Here is an 18,813-nt window from a genome sequence, read left to right on the forward strand (position 1 = left end):
TGAGATGGCAATTTGAGAATAGCCGCTAAACCCGAAGGTTGCTTTCTATCGCATTCGATGAGTGTCTTCGAAAAACGGGCGTTCTGAGCAATTAAAAATTAACTGCTCAGAATTTGTAAAGAAACCGACCGTATGGTATCTTCACGTCGTGAAAACTATAAATAACTATAAACGCAAAAAAGAGCCCCTCCAAAACCGGCAACTCATTCTGGATGCGGCCCTGGAGATTGCCAGTCAGAAAGGTATCGACAATATGAGCTTAGAGGCTGTGGCCAAAAAAGCCCGTCTTACCAAGGGGGGACTGGTACACCATTTTCCCAAAAAACAAATGTTAATAGACTCCTTGTTTAGTGACCGCTTGCAACAGTTTAACCAAGCTTTTCAACAACAACTGGCTATTAGCAGCACCCCCGTACTAGCGTTTTTAAGAACAGTCATCAACGAAAATCCGAGCCCCCAACAAAAGCGATCGCTAAAGGTAATGATGCAAGCAGCGCTGAATCAAGAGCATTATCGGGCGATGTTCAGCCAGTGGTATCAGGAAAACGTACTGCCCGATCCTAAGGACTGTTCACCGGCTCAGTTGATCCTATTTTTGGTGGCCGATTCCATCTTGGCCGCTCATGTACTGGGCTTTTACGCGCTGACCAATGAGCAAAAACAGCGAATCTTACAATTTTTAGAAACGCTCGATCTGGCTAGTTAGCTGCCTAATGCAGGTAGGTGCTAGGGGTTATCCAGCCTGATCAATCAACCCTAAAGGGGCATAGTATACCCTATTCTTATTCATAAGTTAATTCATTAACCTCAGCTGATCTACCTGCGTATCAGTGGCTTTTCAGGTAGATCGGTCAAAAGCGTCAAAATAACCTATGTCCCATGTAATTTCATCCGTAAGACCACCTCTCGTCACCGGGGGCAAGACCTATGCCGATGTGACCGAAGATATCAGCAAACAGGTGGAAGGACGCCCCACCCGGGAGTGGAAGATCGCCTTTACAGTCGCCCTGATCGTGCTGCTCTACGGGACCGCCTGTGTGTTTTGGACCTGGTGGGAAGGCCTGGGGGTATGGGGCTTGAACAAAACCGTGGGCTGGGCCTGGGATATCACCAACTTTGTCTGGTGGGTCGGTATCGGCCACGCCGGTACGCTGATTTCCGCTATCTTGCTATTGTTCCGCCAAAAATGGCGGACGGCCGTCAACCGGGCCGCCGAAGCGATGACGATTTTCGCCGTTATGTGTGCCGCTATGTTTATCCTGATGCACATGGGTCGGCCCTGGTTGGCCTACTGGGCACTACCTCTGCCCAATACCTTTGGCTCACTATGGGTCAACTTCAAATCGGCCCTGGTCTGGGACGTCTTCGCCATCAGTACCTACTTTACCGTCTCGCTGGTCTTCTGGTACATGGGTCTTTTACCCGATCTGGCCACGATTCGGGACCGGGCCCGCAGCAAGGTCTCCCGCTACATCTATGGGGCCTTCTCTTTAGGCTGGAATGGGTCGGCTAAGACGTGGGCCCGGTATGAGTATATGAGTCTAATTCTGGCGGGTCTTTCCACGCCCCTGGTGTTATCGGTGCATACGATTGTCAGCATGGATTTTGCAACCTCGGTGATTCCAGGCTGGCATACGACCATCTTCCCGCCTTACTTCGTAGCAGGAGCGATTTTCTCGGGCTTTGCCATGGTGCAGAATTTGGTATTAATCATCCGGGTGGTCTATAAACTGGAAGACTACATTACCTTAGAGCACATTGAGTCAATGAACAAAGTGATTACCCTGACCGGCTCGATTGTTGGGGTAGCTTACTTAACCGAGTTTTTCATTGCCTGGTATTCAGGGGTCGAGTTTGAAAGCTATGTGTTCATCAACCGGGCCACAGGTCCTTATTGGTGGGCGTACTGGGCGATGATGACGTGTAACGTGATTACCCCCCAGCTGTTCTGGTTCCGCTCCGTTCGTCGGAGTGTGGTCTGGACGTTTGTTTTATCAGTGGTGGTCAATATTGGGATGTGGTTCGAGCGGTTTGTGATTATGGTTACCTCCCTGCACCGGGACTATTTACCCTCCAGTTGGGTCATGTTTCACCCCACCTTATTTGACATTAGCGACTTTATCTTCTCGTTTGGTCTGTTTTTCACCCTATTCTTGCTGTTCTCCAAGTTCTTGCCAGTGGTGAATATGGCGGAGGTAAAAACGATTATCAAATCGTCTTCGGCAACTCTACCCGTATCGGTGTCTGGGGTTGCCAAGGGGGAGCGGGTCAGTCATCCAACGTTCAACAAGGCGGTAGAATGAAGGCGCAAAACCTCGCGTTCGATTATGGATCGTCAAGCGAAATAGTTTAGTTTATAGCAGCCTAAAGATTGTTTGGTTCGGGTAAGCGTACACTATTAATATGGTCCCGAGCAGGTCCATACTTTTTGTTTGGTTTGATGGGTTACAAGAGTGGCATGGTTTGTATTCTTGGATTACATATTATCTTAAAACGCTCTATTCTTGCAACACGCTACGCTTGAAGGATCTAAGTAACTACATAGTAAGTAACCGATATGGAATTAGCTATCGCATATTTACGGAAGCCTTACGATTGCCCTGCGATTAATCATCCAAACAACTCCACAAGCGCTCGGTAACCTGTGCATATTTGCGATAGCTGTTTGCTCTACCGAATAGGGGAAACAGGCTTGAACTTCCGTAAATATGCGAAAGTGATACGCTCGAATTATTCCTTTGTCCCCACAGAGTCACGAATTATAGCAGTATATAGGCACAGAATCGTAAAATTAGCTCTGTCACGCGACGATCTACAGCAAAACACACTCTACCTCATCTGATCACAGAAAGCGCCTTAAATGAAACGCTTTCGCATAGCACTAACTACCAAGCCCCCTAAGCAGAGGTCGATTGCTCCTGACTGGCCCGCTGTGCTACATACTGCTCCAACTCATCAAGCCACTGCCCTTCGTTGTCCGGTCGGGTTTCGACAACGATCTCCCCGCTCACCTCCTCACGACGGATCAGCACGTTTTGCGCTCGGGCCACGGGTGGCGTCGGCTTAAAGCTCCACTTGTGGGGTTGGCGGTTGGTGAGCCAGAACTGACACGCTCTGACATTAGGCGGTAAGTGCTTTTCCACTTCAATGTGCCTGATCACCCGCTCCCCGTTGGCGTCTTTGAGTAGCCATACCTGGGTTTCGGTGTAGGTGTAGCCACACGCTAAGCGGAACAAGGCTTCGGCTACCTCAGCGTCAGCAATGATCTTACCCCGCCACATGGCTTCTCGGAAGTCAGGATAGCGTTTCTTCCAGTAGTTGAGCGTACGAACACTGATATCAAAGAAGAAAGCAATCTCGCTATCGATAGCGCCTAGCAGACAGATGTTGTGAACCTGTTTGGCGTATTCGGGCTTATAGCCTCCCGGCCGGCCTCCCTTGTTGCCGACTGCGTTGCGTTTACCCTGCATAGATTCCGCCGTACGGAGTCGGGAAGAGGAAATGTGTTGAGTGCCTTTTTTCATGATTGTTGGTGTGGGCAGGTAGTAAGCCTCGCACGGGCGCACGCGTGTGGCGGTGTGCAATAACTTAGTTTGTTGACGAAATGGGGTTTATGAACGGCGGGTATTCGGTCTCTAAGACGATACCTCCGTTAGACTGCTCTCGACGAACCAGCACACGCTGTTGCTGTTGTATTTGATCACTCCGACGCTGTTTATTATGTAAGCCTAGCTCCCGCATGATGATGTTGGCATTAAAGTAGCCTAGTACGGCTCCTTCAAACTTGTGAGAGTAGATCACATCCTCAATGCGGGCGATTGCCCATTGAAAAGCCTCATCATCGCGTTTAGATTCTTTGAACTTACGCCAATAACCTTGACCACTCCCTAGTAAGCACACAGGCCCGAGAGGGTGTAAGGCCGAATAAGGGGTAAGTCAATCAGACAGGTTTGTTCGCCCTGTGGCGAAGTAGTAGGTCTTATGCGCTGCTCGGTCTTCATCCAGGGGTTGTTATCTACCCATTGAAAGTAATCGGTAGCAGCCTCCCATAGCGCCTGCGGAGTGGCAAAGCGGGCAGTACGTCCGTTGGTGTGGCGTAGTCGCCAGGCTTGATTAGCCGTTTTAAAACCCATCGTGGATAGAAGGAATGAAGTCCTGAAGATACAAAGAAAGCTGGCGCGCGCGAAACGACCGGGCATTAATCATAGAAACAGCGCAAAGGGCGTTTCTTACCCTCTACGCTGTTTCCATTAGACGCTTCGATTTTCACTGCGTTATCACTGCCTTTACCTCAGCCGGCCAATCAGTTTAGGCTTGGATTGATCGGGTGTAAAGGACGCCCGTCTGCCGGGTTGGTTATGAAACCGTCGTCAATATCGTCCTCGTCTTCATCGGTGTCCTCCTCGTCGTTTTCGTCCTCCTCATCATCTGTCGGCAGAGTGCCCACATACGAGTTCACCGCATCATCCTGTACACTGGGAAAGTCCTCCGGCGCATCGGGAATAATGATCCAGGCGTTTACCGACTTGGCCTCATCAGTCACCCAATCCAGGTTGTTGTTGATTTCCTGCGAACGGCTCCAGCCAGGCATCCGCTCGTCATCGAAGTCGTCATAACGCTCGCAGTGCCAATAGAACTTGCCATCCTGATGCATATAGAAGCCGGGCCGAGGGCCGAACCCGACTATGTTCAGAATCATTGCGTATTTATTGATCAGTGCTTCAACGTAGAGGTCAGGTGGGGTCTGAGTGGCGGGATACCATTTGCCAAGTTCAATGTCTGTACCGGGTAGAGTTGCCATAGTAAGTCTGGGTCAAGATTAGACCTCCAATGTAGTCAATTCGGCGATAGTAGGAAGACCGTTTGCTTCCTCATTTTAAACGAACCTAAGTGTTAATACATTCATGGATGCATTGTCCCGCGCAATGGTTAAGGTTGAAAAGAATCCCGAAAGGCCAAGCCGAAACGATGGTTGCTATAGTCTGTAAAGCCATTGATAATATAAAGTCCAGTTAGATGCGGTTCGACTGGTCAATGACATTGTCAGAAATAGGTAATGTTATATTACTTGAACAGCATTGAGTTAAACCAGTCTCTTAATCCTTTTGATGGTAGTAAGAATTTATCGGCGTCATTTGTTATTATTTTAATTAAAATACGCCTAACTAAAGAGTCAACACCTATAGAAGCTTCGTAAAGTTTGACCATTTTTTTGCCATCATACCCTTCGATAGATTGTCCGTGAATATACTTTGACCTGATGTTATAATATTCAGAGAATTCATTATATAATCTAATTCGTTCATCATGATTATTTCCAAAGTACAATGCAATTCTTTCTCCTAATCTATGCTTCAATTCAGTTGTATCACCCGCAGAAAATAAGCATTCTAGCAATAAAACATAAAATGAAATTTTTTCAGGCAATGAAGAGCTAACTCTAGCACTGTTAAGGAACATCATTGCTCGCTCCATTCTATTATACTTATTGTAGTTAGTAGTTTGAGAAATCATTGATATTCCTTTCTGTGAATCATGATATTTTATGTCACGATCATCATCACTAAAAACGCTTCTATTAGGCACCAGCTTAAGAAGTATATCATAGGCAAATTGTATCTCCACTAAACTGAATACTTCAGTTGAAGAACTTAAATCAGCCTTACAGAAAGCATTTGGAGGATAAATTCTTGTTACCATGTCATGCTCAAATGAATGGGAAGTGGTAAATGTAATTCCACAACAACAATCTTTCGCAAACCACAAGTGAAAAAGCAAATCAGATAAAAAGGCTTTTTCTTCTTGAACTTTGAAAGGTAATTTTTCGACTGGGTCGAATATTAAAGTTTTATAAAAGAACCATTCATTGATTAAGGATTTTTTATAAGTTCTTCCGTAACTTTCAATTACTCTGTTGCTTTGAAAAAGAGCATCGACCTCTGCTTCATTTTCAGCGGAAGTAAAACTAAATTCTCCAATAGATAAAGGATACATATCCTCATACTGTAAGAAGATACTATTACATATAATCCAACTATTCATATTATTTCATAAATTATATCATTGATTTAGATTCTCCGTTCGTCATCCAATCGACTATCCAGCAGTAAACCCAACGACCGAAGGTATCGCATAGTTACCTTCGGGTCTGTGTGTCGATTATGCCGCATGAGTCTGAGCAGGTCCTTATCCTGCATATACAAGTGAACATTGCGGGTATGCTTCCAAGCGTACAACGTATGGTCGTCGCTGAATCCTAACGCTTTCAGTACCTCACGGTAGTAGTCAGTAAAGTAATTGATGCCAACCGGCTTTGGTCCTGGCTTCGGATCGCTGTAATTACCGGGCACTCCCTTTCCTTGGTTACCGAACACGTACCATTCCGGATCAACGCTCTTCAACTTCATTTCCTTAATCACATCCATCAAACCCGGCGATATATCCACGGGCTCAGCTCGACCGCTTTTTGAAACGCTTGACGGTATCAGGATCGTGCCGGTATCAAGCCGCATATCTTTTACCTGCAACATCCGCAGTTCCTTCGGCCGGATGCATGCATAGTACAAAAAACGAATGTAGTGTAGCAGCTGGGTTGCGCGAGGGGTGTCGGATTCTTTAAGGTAAGTGGTGATTACGTCAATTTGACCATCGCTATAGATCGAATGGTTGCTAATTTCTTCTTTCAGGCGCTTGATGCCTTTGGCCGGATTCGCAACGACCAAGCCTTCATCCTGCCAGAAGGTAAAGAACCCTCGGATCGTCGTTAGTTCGGTGTTATGCGTAGTGGCAGCGAGGTTGCGCGTTTTCAGTGCGTTGGTAAAGTATTCCTGAATATCCTTTCGCTTGAGGTGTTTTAACTCGTAGGTGTGCAAACCTCGGCTAGTAGCCCAGGTCAGGAAGAGGTTCAATATTGATCGGTAGCCCGTAACAGTCTTGTCCCGTAGCGACTCCTTAACGGCGAGGTAAGCAGGTATCGCTTGCGCGAGCGTATGCACATCGCCGAAGCGCTGCTCATTCGTTTTTAGGAATGGATTGTAGCCGGCGTCTAATGCTTGATTGATACCCTGTATGAGTAGCGATGCATGTTCGTTGCGCTCGGCTTTGGTTTTAAAGGTGTTGATATCCTTGTAAACCTTGATGCGTTCGAACTTTCCGGTAGCAGGATGTTGATAGCTGAAGTAGACAAACCAACGGGCGCTTAGATCCCCTTTGGCATTGAAAAGCTGAGCTTTTTTATAGGGCTTAACCATTTGTCTCTCAACGTGTCTCAGATTAAGCGGAACTATCTTAGAATCAGTACCTTTAGGGCTATTTGCTTGCGGCCAACCACTCGGACACCTCTCTGTTTGTGTTTTGACAGCCGCTGATCTTATCCGTATTCTGGCTTGTATTGGATAAGCGTTACAAGCTCGTAGCGTCAGCTGTTTCCTAATGGGAGTGCAAAATAAGCGAATGTGTAGGGGTTGTGCAAACAATGCAATGAAATAAAGACAACTACAGGGGAATGCTTTTCTTCTACAACCGAATCCCCCCTACATAATAGGCCACCCCAAGCGCCAACAGGATCAGACCAATGACGACATAGAGATACATAGGTAATTTGTTTTTCATGGCAAAGTGTATAGTAGCGGTAAACCGATATAGCCACCGGAGATTATCAACAGATTTCATATTGATAACCTGCCCTTAACTTTTATAGCTTTAATTTCTACGAATAACGCTACGATCGCTGGTTGTGTTATCCGATTTACTGACTGCTAAGCAATTCTACATAATAGAATCGAAATAAAGTTTAAATCTGCTGCTTGTCCAGCTATACCATCATGTCCTCCTAACGCTATAGATACGCCACAGCTTATGTAGTCATATTTCACTAACTATAAAGTAGCCTTATAGTAGTGTTAGTACCAGTAAATATTTGATACTAAGTAACAAATGATAGCTTTGCGCTGAAAAACGAGCTTTGTTCTTCTGAACTGCTTGTTTTGGTGTGGATAGAAGTAGAAAGCCCGACTCAATTTGAAGCCGGGCTTTTTTCTTGTAGCCTATAAGTTGGTTACTTCTACCTAAACCGCAGCGCTGATTTGAGTGGGTAAAAAATGAATACTAACGCGTCCTGACAACTTGTAAGTAATTGATCAGAGGCTTTCGGGCTCCATCGGGAATGGCAATTTCGTGCGAACCGATATAGAGCTGATTCGACTCAATCCGGTCTATGTAAGCAAGATTGATAACCAGCGAACGCGACAATTGATAAAACCCGGCGGACAGGTAGGGTAAGAGTCTACCCAGGTTTAATGATATATTGATGGCATGGTACGTCCTGGTAGGATAAATTCGATGAAAGCCCGCTGGCGTTAAAAACAGTTCACTGTTGCCACGATCCGCTTTTACAAAGAGAATCTCGGTCTTAATAACCCGAATATAACCACTACCCGTAGGTAGAAACGTGTGATCGGGCAATTCAGGTGAACCCGCAATATTTCCTGCGTAAAAATTATGCATGGCTAGATCAATTTGAGCGGCTAACTCGCGGACACGAACCGGTTTATGTAAAAAAGCAGCCGGAAACGTTCCTTTTGCCCGCTTAAACGTCTCCGCTTCCGAATTTCCGGTTATGTAAATGACAGGCACCCACTTGATGCGCATTAGCTCTTTTACCGTTGTAATGCCATCAATCGGTCCGTTTAGCATGATATCCATCAGCACGATGTCGGGCTGGCTTTGTTCCATACTTCTGATCGCATCCTCATAGCTGGTTGCCTTCCCGCAGATGATGTAGCCTGACTTACTTAGGCTCTCTTCCATATCGGTGGCCATAAACAAGTCATCTTCAACAATTAAAATTCGTAAAGGCGTTTCCATCAGTAGTGTATATGTGCAACAATAGAGAGTGGGCTATTGGAGGGTAACCAGCGTTGATAAGTCGAACGACAGTGTAAACGAACAACCGTTGTCCATGTTGAAATAGCTTTTCCCTTTTAGTTTCTGGGTAATCATATCCATCAGCTTCATGCCAAACGAATTTGCTTTCGGTTTGGGCGTAAACCCAGGCCCATTGTCTACAAACAGAACGTTGAGCTTTCCATTTACTTCCTGACAGCTTATTGCTAAAGCGGGGTTTGGGTGATCTGGAAATGCGTACTTACACGAGTTAGTCACCAGCTCATTCAGTAGTAAACCAACACTAATGGCTCGGTCGGCATCCAGCCATATTGGACTCAGGGTATACTTGGGCTGAACATGGTTAAAATTGAAGCTGCGCAACACGCCACTGACTAACTCAGGAATATATTCCCTAAGATCCACTTCAACCAGCCGTTCTCCATCATACAGACGCTGGTGCACCAGCGCCATCGCTTCCACACGCAAAAGGCTTTCCTCAACGGCTTCTCTGGCAGCTGGATCGGTCAGCCGATTATATTGTAGCCCAAGCAGACTCGTGATGGACTGAAGATTGTTTTTGACCCGGTGGTTCTGCTCTTTTACTAGTTTGGCATTGTGCTCACTAAGCCGACGGTATTTTCGGAATAGCCAGTAAAAAACAAGACACCCGATAGCCGTTATACCAAAAAGTACCGTCGTCATCCAGGTCATCCGCTTTTGTGCATTGAGCTGCACTCCTTTTTTTTCGCTTTCATAGCGCATTTCGGCTTGTGCTATTGCCCCCTCCCGGTCAGCGTTCAGCGCTTCCATACGCAGCTGATTATGCTTTTGCTGATGTTCGAAAGCCAGCTTCCACTGACCGGTTTGCTGATAAAGTTTTGTATAGATTTCTTCCAGAAGCCCATTCTGCCAGTAGTCCCCGTGCCTGGCCGTATCACGCACGTAAGCCGCCTGATCCAGCCATTTTTTGGCGGTGAGCGGTTGATCAATGGCCAAGTAACAACTGGCCAACTCCTGTAAACTATTAATGATGCTGTAGGGGGTCTTCTGCTCCAAATTAATTGCATAGGCTTTTTTTAGGTATGGAAGAGCCAGATTACCATTTCGCAACGCCAACGTTTTACCCATGCATAGGTAGACATTGGCAATATCTGGTGCTTTTTTGAGGGCGATGGCTAATCGTTCTGCTTTCCGAAAAAAAAATAGGGCGCTGTCTAACGAAGCTTCCGGTATCGATCCCGCTTTTTCTCGATTCATTCGCCAACCCAGGTCGTGAACGCCAGCCAGCACAATGAAAGCCCCCATTTCGCCGTGTTGTGAACGAACGTGGCGGAAGTTGGCTATTGCCTGACGAGCATGAGTCATCGCCTGCCCGTGCTGCCTCTGAACGATATGGTTTTCTGCCATTCGCAGATGCACCTTACCAATGTTCTCGGAAGGCCCAAGCGGTTCTCTGATGCGCAATGATCGAATGAACCAAGCCTGCGCTGTCACATAATCGCCCACTGCACTATGGCGTTTGCCTAGTAAATAGCACTTCTCGGCGACTTCCATCGAATCGCCGGTGGCTATCGCTTCCCTATATTCCTGCTGGGTTTTCGCCAATTTCTCGTACAAGTACTTACCCACTAGCGGGCGTTGTGCAGAAGTGGAGTACGACAGTAATCCTGTAAGGGCCATTCCAAGAAATAACAATCTGCGTACTAGTTGATCCATTCTGCCAGCTAACAGACAAGAGAGCCTGTTAAGAAAACGATTTGCGCACTGTAATAATACGATAAAACGGGAGATTGAGGGTGTGGGCACGACGATAATTGCCTGACTACAAGGATAAATAGCCAAAGGAAAGGCACAAGCATGATAAGCTCGTTCGTAAAAAAGTCGCTTTCGTAGGAAATAGCAGGCAGTTGGGAAATTTGCTATCGTAGTTTTCAGAAATAATCGCTTTTTCGCAGTCGAAGTTCTGTTGTGCACTAATCCAACTGACGCAACTTTCTACTTCTATCCACACTTACGACAAAAGGTTAAGTCCATTAAGTACTCCGCTTATTCTGCATGATGATGCGCTGGCGAGTTCAAAATCCAGCGCATCATTTATTTCTTCTCCGATACGCTTTCACCACGCTTGAGAGTCAATGTAAAGGTTATCACTTTTCTTGCCCCTCTACAGGGTTCTGCCGATAGCCGGCAATCTGTTGATAAGAATAGGCGACAACACACCCTACCTTCTAAAAACAACTTACAACGATTCCTGCTTTCAGGAGTTATCTGTAAAGTACTCCTGCTTTAATCACTTAAGTTGGCAGGCAGGTCCTTTACAAACGGCTCGGGTCGGACTAGAATCTTTGTGGCGCATAGCCTACGTCAACGACTTCTGTTCAGCTGTCCGCAGCCGAATCACCTTTACTTGTGGCTTGTCGGTCGTATATCGTTCATGAAAAACTTAAAAACCAGCCAGTTCCGGTTTGATGGCAAAAAGAAATTCCTAATTGCTGACAATCCAACTCAGATTACCAATTTTTATACCGACGAAGTAGATCACGCCCGGCAGCTGGACGATTTGGCCGCTCGTATGGATCAGGCCCAGAACCGAATGCACGCCGATGGCCATTACGGATTATTGGTTGTGCTTCAGGCAATGGACGCTGCCGGAAAAGACAGTAGCATTCGGCGCATTTTCAAAGGCGTTAATCCCTCCCGCTTTCAGATAGCTCCTTTCAAGAAGCCAGCCAAAGAAGACCTGAGTCATGACTTTTTATGGCGGTTTTGGCAGGAGCTTCCCGAACGGGGTCAGATTGGTGTTTTTAACCGGTCGTATTATGAGGAGGTGCTCGCTTTACGGGTGCATCCCGACCGTTTGAGCCAGCAAATGATTCCAACTGGTTTATTACCAAAGGATGAAAAAGTGCTTTGGAAACAACGCTTTGGCGACATCGTGCATTTTGAGGACTACCTTTTCAGAAACGGCTTCCCGATTGTAAAGTTCTATCTGAATGTTGATAAGGAAGAACAAGGCAAGCGACTTATTGCCCGCCTGGAAGACACTCAGAAGCAGTGGAAATTAAGCGAAAGCGACCTCGAAGAGCGCGAATTCTGGCCCGACTATTTACAGGCTTACGAGGACACGATTAATGCAACCGCAACCCGGCAAAATCCGTGGTATGTCATACCCAGCGACGATCGGCCCAATCAGCAGTTGATTATAGCGTCGGTTATTACCGAGTTGTTAGAGTCATTACCCGTCGATTTTCCAACGACTGATCCCAAAGAAGCAGAACAGCTGATCAAGAAAATAAAAAAACAGGATAGCTGATAACAGCCTATCCTGTGTGAGCAGCACCTTTTGCAGAATCTGTAAAGCTTTATTCTTTACGCATCTTCCAGCAAGGTATCGAACGATACAAACTGATTGGCGAAGCGGTCATGCATCTGCTGTTGCATCTCGTCGGCATGAAGACTTTGGTAGGTGAAATAATCCTCCATGGCATTAAAGTCAAGCTGTACGGAATAAGTCACACCGCCGTTATCGATTTCGGTCAACAGGCGGAGCAACTTATGACTGATGGGCAGACCTGTTGACAGCATAGCCGGAATGTGGCTGGTTTTCATCCAATGGAGCCAGTCATGCTCGACTTCGTTGGCCACGCTATAGGTAGTGTTGTAAAGAATCATAGTCATCAAACAACCAATCGCTACTGTAAGTTGGCATTTTGGTTGTTTCTTTACGCCAAAATTGATTTCGTATGTATACCGGCTTACTCCATGCCCACTCCGGCTTACGCTGGATTGCTCTTGTTTTGTTAGTTGCGTCCGTCTTAAGTGCGCTTGCGAAAAGCGACTACACCGACGGCAACCGCAAGCTATACCTCTTTACGCTGATCAGTGCTCACCTTCAGTTAGTAATCGGCCTGCTTTTGTATTTTATCAGCCCTAAAGTGAATTTCAACGAAATTAGCGACAAACTGTATCGCTTTTATACGGTCGAGCATATCACGGGTATGCTGATCGCTATTATACTCATTACCATTGGTTATTCACGTTCCAAACGGGCTACCAATGCGGCATCCAAACAGCGGCTAATTGCTATTTTTTATGGTCTTGGGCTGCTCCTGATACTGGCTATGATTCCGTGGCCGTTCCGAATCCCTGGGGCTGGCTGGTTCTAATCGAACCTGAACAGCGAGCGAAAAGGCGTTTAGCATACTCTATGTAGGCTGAACGCCTTTTTTCATGTTATTCAGACAGGTACTGTGCCATCTCTTTCTGAAGCAGTTGGGCTTCGGCCCGCGCCTGCTCGGCAAAATCGGTTCCGCTTGATGCGTACAAGATGCTCCGAGATGCATTCACCAGCAACCCGCCCGCCGTCGTCAGGCCCCGACGCGATACCTCTGCCAGCGAACCACCCTGAGCGCCTACGCCTGGAACAAGCAAAAAATTGTCCGGAGCCAGTTCACGGATGCGACTTAATTCATCCGCCTGCGTTGCTCCTACAACGAACATCAACCGATCGGGGCCCGCCCAAGTCTGAGCGGTTTGAATCACGATCTCGAACAATTCCTGCTCACCCACGGGCTGACGCTGGAAATCGGCACTACCCGAATTAGACGTTAACGCAAGCAAGATAACCCACTTGCCTTCATAGGCTAAAAACGGGGTAACCGAGTCATTTCCCATGTAAGGCGCAACCGTAACCGAATCAAAATTTAGTCCAGCAGCTTCCGGATCGAAAAAGGTACGAGCGTACAGACTAGATGTGTTTCCAATATCGCCACGTTTGGCATCGGCAATGGTGAAACAATCGGCAGGGATGTATTCCAGCGTTCGTTGCAGGCTTTCCCAACCACGAGGGCCCTGCGCTTCGTAAAAGGCAATATTCGGTTTGTAAGCCACAGCCAGATCAGCCGTAGCGTCAATGATAGCCCGGTTAAACGCAAATACGGGGTCTTTTTCGTTTAGCAGATGCGAAGGAAGTTTGTGGGGATCGGTATCAAGACCAACGCACAGATAGGATTTTTTTCTAAAAATTTGTTCGCTTAATTCCTTGTATGTCATACTCGTGAAGTAAACCCACTTAGTAAATTGGTTGCTCACAAAGTTACAAACTACGGTCTGTCTTTTGTAGCTTTGCAGGACAAGAAGCGCACTTTTACCATTTTACTATCTCCTATGCAAGTTCGCGAAACTTCTATTAGCGGCCTGATTGAACTTATTCCTCGCGTGTTTGAAGACGAACGCGGTTATTTTTTTGAGTCCTACAACAAAACTTTATTTGCAACGCTGGGCTTGCCCATGGAGTTTGTGCAGGATAACCAATCATTCTCGGTAAAGGGAGTTTTACGTGGCCTACACATGCAAAACGATCCGTTTGCTCAGGGAAAGCTGGTGCGGGTCATAACCGGCCAAGTGCTCGATGTAGCCGTCGATCTGCGACCTGATTCACCGACGTTCGGGCAGTACGAAACGTTTCTGTTAGACGCGAAGCTGGCTAACATGGCTTACATCCCGGAAGGCTTTGGCCACGGTTTCGTCGCGCTGGAAGATAGCATCTTTAGTTACAAATGTACGAACGTGTACAACAAAGCCTCCGAAGCAGGCGTCATCTGGAATGACCCTGATCTAAATATCAACTGGGGGGTTAGCAATCCAATCGTTTCCGAGAAGGATATGGAATTGAAGCCGCTCCGCGAGGTATTTCCTACTGTCTTTGTTTAGCTGACCGAAGGATAAGGAGTTGGCCAGATCACTACGGTCATTGATTCAACTCCTTATTCAATCTATTTACAGTACTACTTCTCGTACATTTCCTCCATCACCTTACGGCCTACCTTACGGGCCGATAGCGGATTTTGTCCCGTTACCAAGCGCTCATCCACTTCAATATACGGCAGGAAGGGAAGAATCCCTTTGCTGTACAGCGCATTCTTCTGGCGCAAGGCATCTTCCAGCAGAAAAGGAACCTGATCATCGAGCCGCGCCAACTTCTCTTCCATATTCGAGAAGCCAGTCACCTGTCGGTTATCAATCAATGTCGTTCCGTCGGAGAGCCTGACGTTCAACAGGCCACTGACTCCGTGACAAACAGCCGCTACAAAGCCACCATTTTCGTAGATCTGCCGGGTTATGGCCTGTAAGGTTGGGTTGTCCGGAAAATCCCACATCGTACCATGGCCCCCTGTAAAGTACACGATCTGGTAATCAGCGGGATTCACTTCGTCTAAGCGGATCGAGTGCTCGAGTTTATGTCGGAAAGTGGGATCATTATACCATTTTTCGTTGATGGTATCGCGCCGGTCTATACTTTTTTCATCAATCGGCACTCGACCCCCATTTGGACTGGCAATGTCGTAGGGCAGCTTGCGATCCGCCAACTCGTCATAGAAATGCGTAGCCTCACTCAGCCAAAGCCCTGTTTTATGCGATTTGGTCGGGTAATCGGTGTGATTAGTACACACAATCAACGCTTTATAAATAGGATCCATGTCTAAGTAAGCAGTTTATGGAGTTTACGGCAGCAGCGCGAAGATAAATCCTTTCTGGTAAAGTGCCTACTTATCTTCAACGCGCAGCAGGTATCAGCAGCCAGTAGCCTACGGGTGTACTCAGCGCGAATTTTATAACTAACATACAACCATTACCCCTATCAAGCTCGCTGTCTGCAAAAGAGGGCTGTCCGTATAAATAGTTTCAAAGAGGCATTAAACCAAATTGCACTTTCCTTATCTAATCATTGGCTAACGTACCGTTTAACAAATTAAAATTTTATAAAAATAAGATTACACCCCTTGTAAAGTCGGCCAAATCTGTATATTTGTTCATAAACCGTAATGTACTACTCGCAATGAAAACCGTCTCTTATGAAGCCCTCCAGGCCGAGCAAGCTTGGATGATTGTTTCCGATCAGCTCCAACAGCGTAATAACGTGCTTGCCAAAGGTATATCGCACATGGAGCGCAACCCGACCGAGTTACCGATGGCCAGCCGGTTGATGATTCTACGCTATCATCTGAAGATGAGCCTGCGCCAACTAACGCATGAAGCTCGTCAGCAGGCACGCACGCCGGAGGATACCAATCGACTCCATCAGCAGTGGCTACACGTTCACCAGTTGTTTTTTCTACTTCGCCAAATCGACGCTGAGCTCAACCGGGCCAGCCACGAGAATAATACGCTCCGCACATGGCTAGACTCGCTCGAAGGGCGCGTTTATCGGTCTGCGCTGGTTCACTTGAACTAATGTAAAAAGGGCAGTCAAACGACTGCCCTTTTTATTTACCTCTTTTTTGTACGACGAACGGTACGCATTTTGGCGGACAAGCTGTCGGGCTAGCCGGAGCCAGTGCTACGGGCGTGGTCACAACCGGCACGTTACCAGAAACCGGACTGTTTTTGGGACCATCAGCGCTGGTAGCCAGCCATCCTAGTTTTACCCATCCGCTCACGTCGGGTCCGTCGGGGGGTGGCCGAAACTCGATCTGCGAAATAGTGGACTCCTGCCAGTTCTGCTTCTTACTCAAATCGATTTCATAGGTATGAAACTGGCCGTCGTTATTAATTGGGAAATCCAGATACTGATCCGAGCCACGCGTTATGTGCGATTGTCCCGGATTCTTCCACGACAAACGAAACGAATTATGCTGCGTTTGAAAAGCCGCTCTCAGGTATAATTTAGTATTGTTGCTACCCTTCCAGCAAACGCCAGGAGACTGAATCAGATCCCGTTGCTTGTTAGTCAGTTTGATGTCTAGATACCCTTGAATTGGCCATCCGGTATCAACAGCATTAAAGTAATGCCAACCCCGACGCGAGGTATCAAATCGGTAGTTGGGTCCCGATGCTGGACGCGGCTTTGCGTACATATACGCTCGAATATCCGGCAGGCTACCAACGACCATTTCGTAATCCCACTCGTACGTAATGTTGTGATCGAGGATAATGAAAGGCGTGTTTGCAATATAGGATGCATCCTGCGTGAACTCATCACCGGCCAGATCGCTCCCGAAATAACCTTTTTTCCAATCATATGAATCTTCAGAATAAAGTCCTACACCGAAACCATTATCGTCGATAGACGCCATCCAGGGTTCGGTGGGGAAAATATCACCGAAGCTCACCGGCGGACGAATTTTGGTAAGCGCGTCATTTGCGAAAGGGTTATTGCCTGTATACGCGTAAATGTTGTGGTAGTGCCCGTTTAGATAAATACAGGGCATCTCCTGCTGACGCCCTTCATACGGAGTTTTGTCGGACCGAAAAAGCGTTGCTTTTGCGTGCACTTTCACCACATTCCCAACCAACTTTATCCAGTGTTCGATATACGATTCGCCTAGTACATTGTTTAACGGAAAATGGCGTGGGTGCGTTTTTACGTACAGCAGCTCGTCGGTCTTTTGAAAGTCCAGAACGTTCGATGGGTTGCCGTAAATATCACCGGCCTGAATCGGATTCCAGCCTAATCCAACCCAATCCTGCCGGGGTTGGATACCATTCTCCGAGTAAGGGTTTGGGTTGCTGTAAAGGCCAATCTGAATCTGCCGGCCAAGATCGAAGTTATTGACCATGTTTGGCCCATTGACAACCGACAGGTAGGTAATGGCCCCTCCGTAGCGAGAATCGACGCCAACCTTGATTCGGTCGTTCTGAATGGTTTGTAGTCCGTTGAATGCTGTTACAGGCGGGTTACGCGGTGTATACACGACCTGAGCGACACCATTCTCCAGCGTTACCAGCCAAAGTACAATACCGAGCCGGATCAATAAAGGTGAAAAATACATATGGATAGAAGTAGAAACACCAGTCCTACATAGCATCTGGAGTTCTCTTAATCAACAAATATATCATATGTATTCTTCAGCCGCAACTCTGTGAGGCTCAGCGACCAAATCCGGCTACCTGCTGGCTTATAAATTTGTCTGATGTTTTTCCAGACTGGACAAGCAACCGATACCGGAATGTAACCGACTTGCCAGCGGGTAGCGTATAGTTCATAGCCGGAGCTTTACCATCCGTAAACACGGCAGGCCCTAATGGGTTAGCAGCAAACAAACCATATCCTCTGGCGTGCCAGTACGTTGGATAACCAACATTTTGCGGATGATCCAGCAAGACGACGGAGATGGGTTCTTCGTTCACAACGCCAGTCAGGTTCATCCATTTGCCGCGCGTACCCCAAACAGCATCGCCTTCAACACCCTCGCTGCTATGGTACATTCCTGTTACACCCGCGTTATCGAGCACAGGTACTTTGGTGGCCACTCCCTGCGCATCGGTAAAGACTTCGGGTTTGGTAGACGGCTGTTCGAGCTGCCGGGCCAGTCGAAGCGCAATCATACCTTCTTTGTTATCCTTGAAAAGAACATCTTTATCCGCAGCTTTCAACGTAGTAATGCGATCAATGGTACGGCTGTCGGCAGTACCCCGAAATTCGAAAGTCGTTGTCTCCTGAAGCATTATTTTGTTGTCTTTATCAAGCCAGTCGGCGGTCACCACCAGTTCGGCTTTGTCCTTACCGCTTTTCATGGACTTTACTCCGGTGTGCACGATAGTGCCAAACGGCCCTTTATGTTCGGGACCGACAGCCGTAGAGTTATTCCAGAAATCGTGACCGTTTACGTCGCCGTAATTAAACCACATACCTACATGGTGCGGATGGTCGATTCGTTCGCCAGGTCGCGGGTCCATTGGCCAGCCACGCGTAATGAAGTTGCCACCCGCCGACCGAATCGGATAGAGAACGGGCTTTTTAAGCACCGCAGGTCCAGGGTAGATATACGCCGTAAAGGGTTTGCCATCAACCGTTACTTCCACCCGTTTCTGCGCTTCTTGGTGTGTTAGTTGAATCCGGTTGCTTTGCCCTTGTCCGCTGGTTGCGACAGCCGCTAGTATCAAGGTAAAAAAAAGTTGACGCATCAGATCGTACAGTTTTAATCC

At 47.1% G+C, this 18,813-nt stretch carries 19 protein-coding genes; 6 read left to right on the plus strand and 13 right to left on the minus strand.

Translation table 11 applies throughout. From position 1 onward, the window contains the following. The first annotated feature begins 148 nt into the window (after positions 1–148). Together M0L20_RS02715 and nrfD are read left to right on the plus strand one after the other, a co-directional pair. Positions 149–706 (plus strand): TetR/AcrR family transcriptional regulator, encoded by a 558-nt coding sequence (locus M0L20_RS02715; RefSeq protein WP_248475541.1) that lies wholly within the window; start codon positions 149–151, stop codon positions 704–706. A gap of 166 nt (positions 707–872) precedes the next feature. Beyond that, positions 873–2,303 carry an NrfD/PsrC family molybdoenzyme membrane anchor subunit gene (gene nrfD / locus M0L20_RS02720; RefSeq protein WP_248475548.1) on the plus strand — a complete coding sequence of 477 codons (1,431 nt, stop codon included), beginning with the start codon at positions 873–875 and terminating at the stop codon, positions 2,301–2,303. A 594-nt stretch (positions 2,304–2,897) separates the two neighbouring features. On the opposite strand, the gene M0L20_RS02725 is transcribed toward nrfD, so the two are convergent. The 8 genes from M0L20_RS02725 to M0L20_RS30295 form a co-directional block, all read right to left on the minus strand. After that, positions 2,898–3,524, minus strand: coding sequence for a terminase (locus M0L20_RS02725; RefSeq protein ID WP_248475550.1), 627 nt, complete (start codon positions 3,522–3,524; stop codon positions 2,898–2,900). 64 nt (positions 3,525–3,588) lie between these two features. After that, on the minus strand, positions 3,589–3,900 hold the full coding sequence (locus tag M0L20_RS30495; protein WP_248475552.1) for a DNA-packaging protein: 312 nt from the start codon (positions 3,898–3,900) through the stop codon (positions 3,589–3,591). Continuing rightward, positions 3,888–4,133 (minus strand): DNA-packaging protein, encoded by a 246-nt coding sequence (locus tag M0L20_RS30500; RefSeq protein WP_248475554.1) that lies wholly within the window; start codon positions 4,131–4,133, stop codon positions 3,888–3,890. Before M0L20_RS30500 ends, M0L20_RS30495 begins: the two co-directional genes overlap by 13 nt. Positions 4,134–4,303: 170 nt before the next feature. Further along, positions 4,304–4,801, minus strand: coding sequence for a hypothetical protein (locus M0L20_RS02740; protein WP_248475556.1), 498 nt, complete (start codon positions 4,799–4,801; stop codon positions 4,304–4,306). A gap of 263 nt (positions 4,802–5,064) precedes the next feature. Further along, a complete protein-coding gene (locus M0L20_RS02745; RefSeq protein WP_248475558.1) occupies positions 5,065–5,994 on the minus strand; it encodes a HEPN domain-containing protein in 930 nt (309 codons plus the stop codon). A 74-nt stretch (positions 5,995–6,068) separates the two neighbouring features. Continuing rightward, a complete protein-coding gene (locus tag M0L20_RS02750) occupies positions 6,069–7,250 on the minus strand; it encodes a tyrosine-type recombinase/integrase (RefSeq protein ID WP_248475560.1) in 1,182 nt (393 codons plus the stop codon). An 856-nt stretch (positions 7,251–8,106) separates the two neighbouring features. Beyond that, the gene (locus M0L20_RS02755; RefSeq protein WP_248475562.1) at positions 8,107–8,865 is read right to left on the minus strand and encodes a response regulator; all 759 of its coding nucleotides are present in this window, start codon (positions 8,863–8,865) and stop codon (positions 8,107–8,109) included. Positions 8,866–8,898: 33 nt separating this feature from the next. Continuing rightward, positions 8,899–10,515, minus strand: a complete 1,617-nt coding sequence (locus M0L20_RS30295) for a histidine kinase dimerization/phosphoacceptor domain -containing protein (RefSeq protein WP_248475563.1) — start codon at positions 10,513–10,515, stop codon at positions 8,899–8,901. An 805-nt stretch (positions 10,516–11,320) separates the two neighbouring features. Here M0L20_RS30295 and M0L20_RS02765 point away from each other — a divergent pair. Continuing rightward, the gene (locus M0L20_RS02765) at positions 11,321–12,199 is read left to right on the plus strand and encodes a PPK2 family polyphosphate kinase (RefSeq protein ID WP_248475564.1); all 879 of its coding nucleotides are present in this window, start codon (positions 11,321–11,323) and stop codon (positions 12,197–12,199) included. 56 nt (positions 12,200–12,255) lie between these two features. On the opposite strand, the gene M0L20_RS02770 is transcribed toward M0L20_RS02765, so the two are convergent. After that, complete coding sequence (locus M0L20_RS02770) at positions 12,256–12,558, minus strand: DUF4286 family protein (protein WP_232559328.1); 303 nt, start codon at positions 12,556–12,558, stop codon at positions 12,256–12,258. Between the two features lie 71 nt (positions 12,559–12,629). Here M0L20_RS02770 and M0L20_RS02775 point away from each other — a divergent pair, with 71 nt between their 5' ends. Further along, entirely contained in the window at positions 12,630–13,052 is a 423-nt protein-coding gene (locus M0L20_RS02775) for a cytochrome B (RefSeq protein ID WP_232559329.1), read from the plus strand. Between the two features lie 67 nt (positions 13,053–13,119). On the opposite strand, the gene pyrF is transcribed toward M0L20_RS02775, so the two are convergent. Next, positions 13,120–13,938, minus strand: coding sequence for an orotidine-5'-phosphate decarboxylase (pyrF, locus tag M0L20_RS02780; protein WP_248475565.1), 819 nt, complete (start codon positions 13,936–13,938; stop codon positions 13,120–13,122). Between the two features lie 114 nt (positions 13,939–14,052). Here pyrF and rfbC point away from each other — a divergent pair, with 114 nt between their 5' ends. Beyond that, on the plus strand, positions 14,053–14,598 hold the full coding sequence (gene rfbC, locus M0L20_RS02785) for a dTDP-4-dehydrorhamnose 3,5-epimerase (protein WP_232559331.1): 546 nt from the start codon (positions 14,053–14,055) through the stop codon (positions 14,596–14,598). Positions 14,599–14,672: 74 nt separating this feature from the next. On the opposite strand, the gene M0L20_RS02790 is transcribed toward rfbC, so the two are convergent. After that, positions 14,673–15,365 carry a type 1 glutamine amidotransferase domain-containing protein gene (locus M0L20_RS02790; protein ID WP_248475566.1) on the minus strand — a complete coding sequence of 231 codons (693 nt, stop codon included), beginning with the start codon at positions 15,363–15,365 and terminating at the stop codon, positions 14,673–14,675. Between the two features lie 359 nt (positions 15,366–15,724). On the opposite strand from M0L20_RS02790, the gene M0L20_RS02795 reads away from it, so the two are divergent. Beyond that, positions 15,725–16,120, plus strand: coding sequence for a hypothetical protein (locus tag M0L20_RS02795; protein WP_232559333.1), 396 nt, complete (start codon positions 15,725–15,727; stop codon positions 16,118–16,120). Between the two features lie 31 nt (positions 16,121–16,151). On the opposite strand, the gene M0L20_RS02800 is transcribed toward M0L20_RS02795, so the two are convergent. Together M0L20_RS02800 and M0L20_RS02805 are read right to left on the minus strand one after the other, a co-directional pair. Beyond that, positions 16,152–17,657, minus strand: a complete 1,506-nt coding sequence (locus M0L20_RS02800) for a hypothetical protein (protein ID WP_248475567.1) — start codon at positions 17,655–17,657, stop codon at positions 16,152–16,154. Between the two features lie 97 nt (positions 17,658–17,754). Then, the gene (locus tag M0L20_RS02805) at positions 17,755–18,792 is read right to left on the minus strand and encodes a DUF6807 domain-containing protein (RefSeq protein WP_248475568.1); all 1,038 of its coding nucleotides are present in this window, start codon (positions 18,790–18,792) and stop codon (positions 17,755–17,757) included. Positions 18,793–18,813: the final 21 nt, after the last annotated feature.

Origin of the sequence: Spirosoma liriopis (assembly GCF_023196085.1) — a bacterium.
GTDB lineage: Bacteria > Bacteroidota > Bacteroidia > Cytophagales > Spirosomataceae > Spirosoma > Spirosoma oryzicola.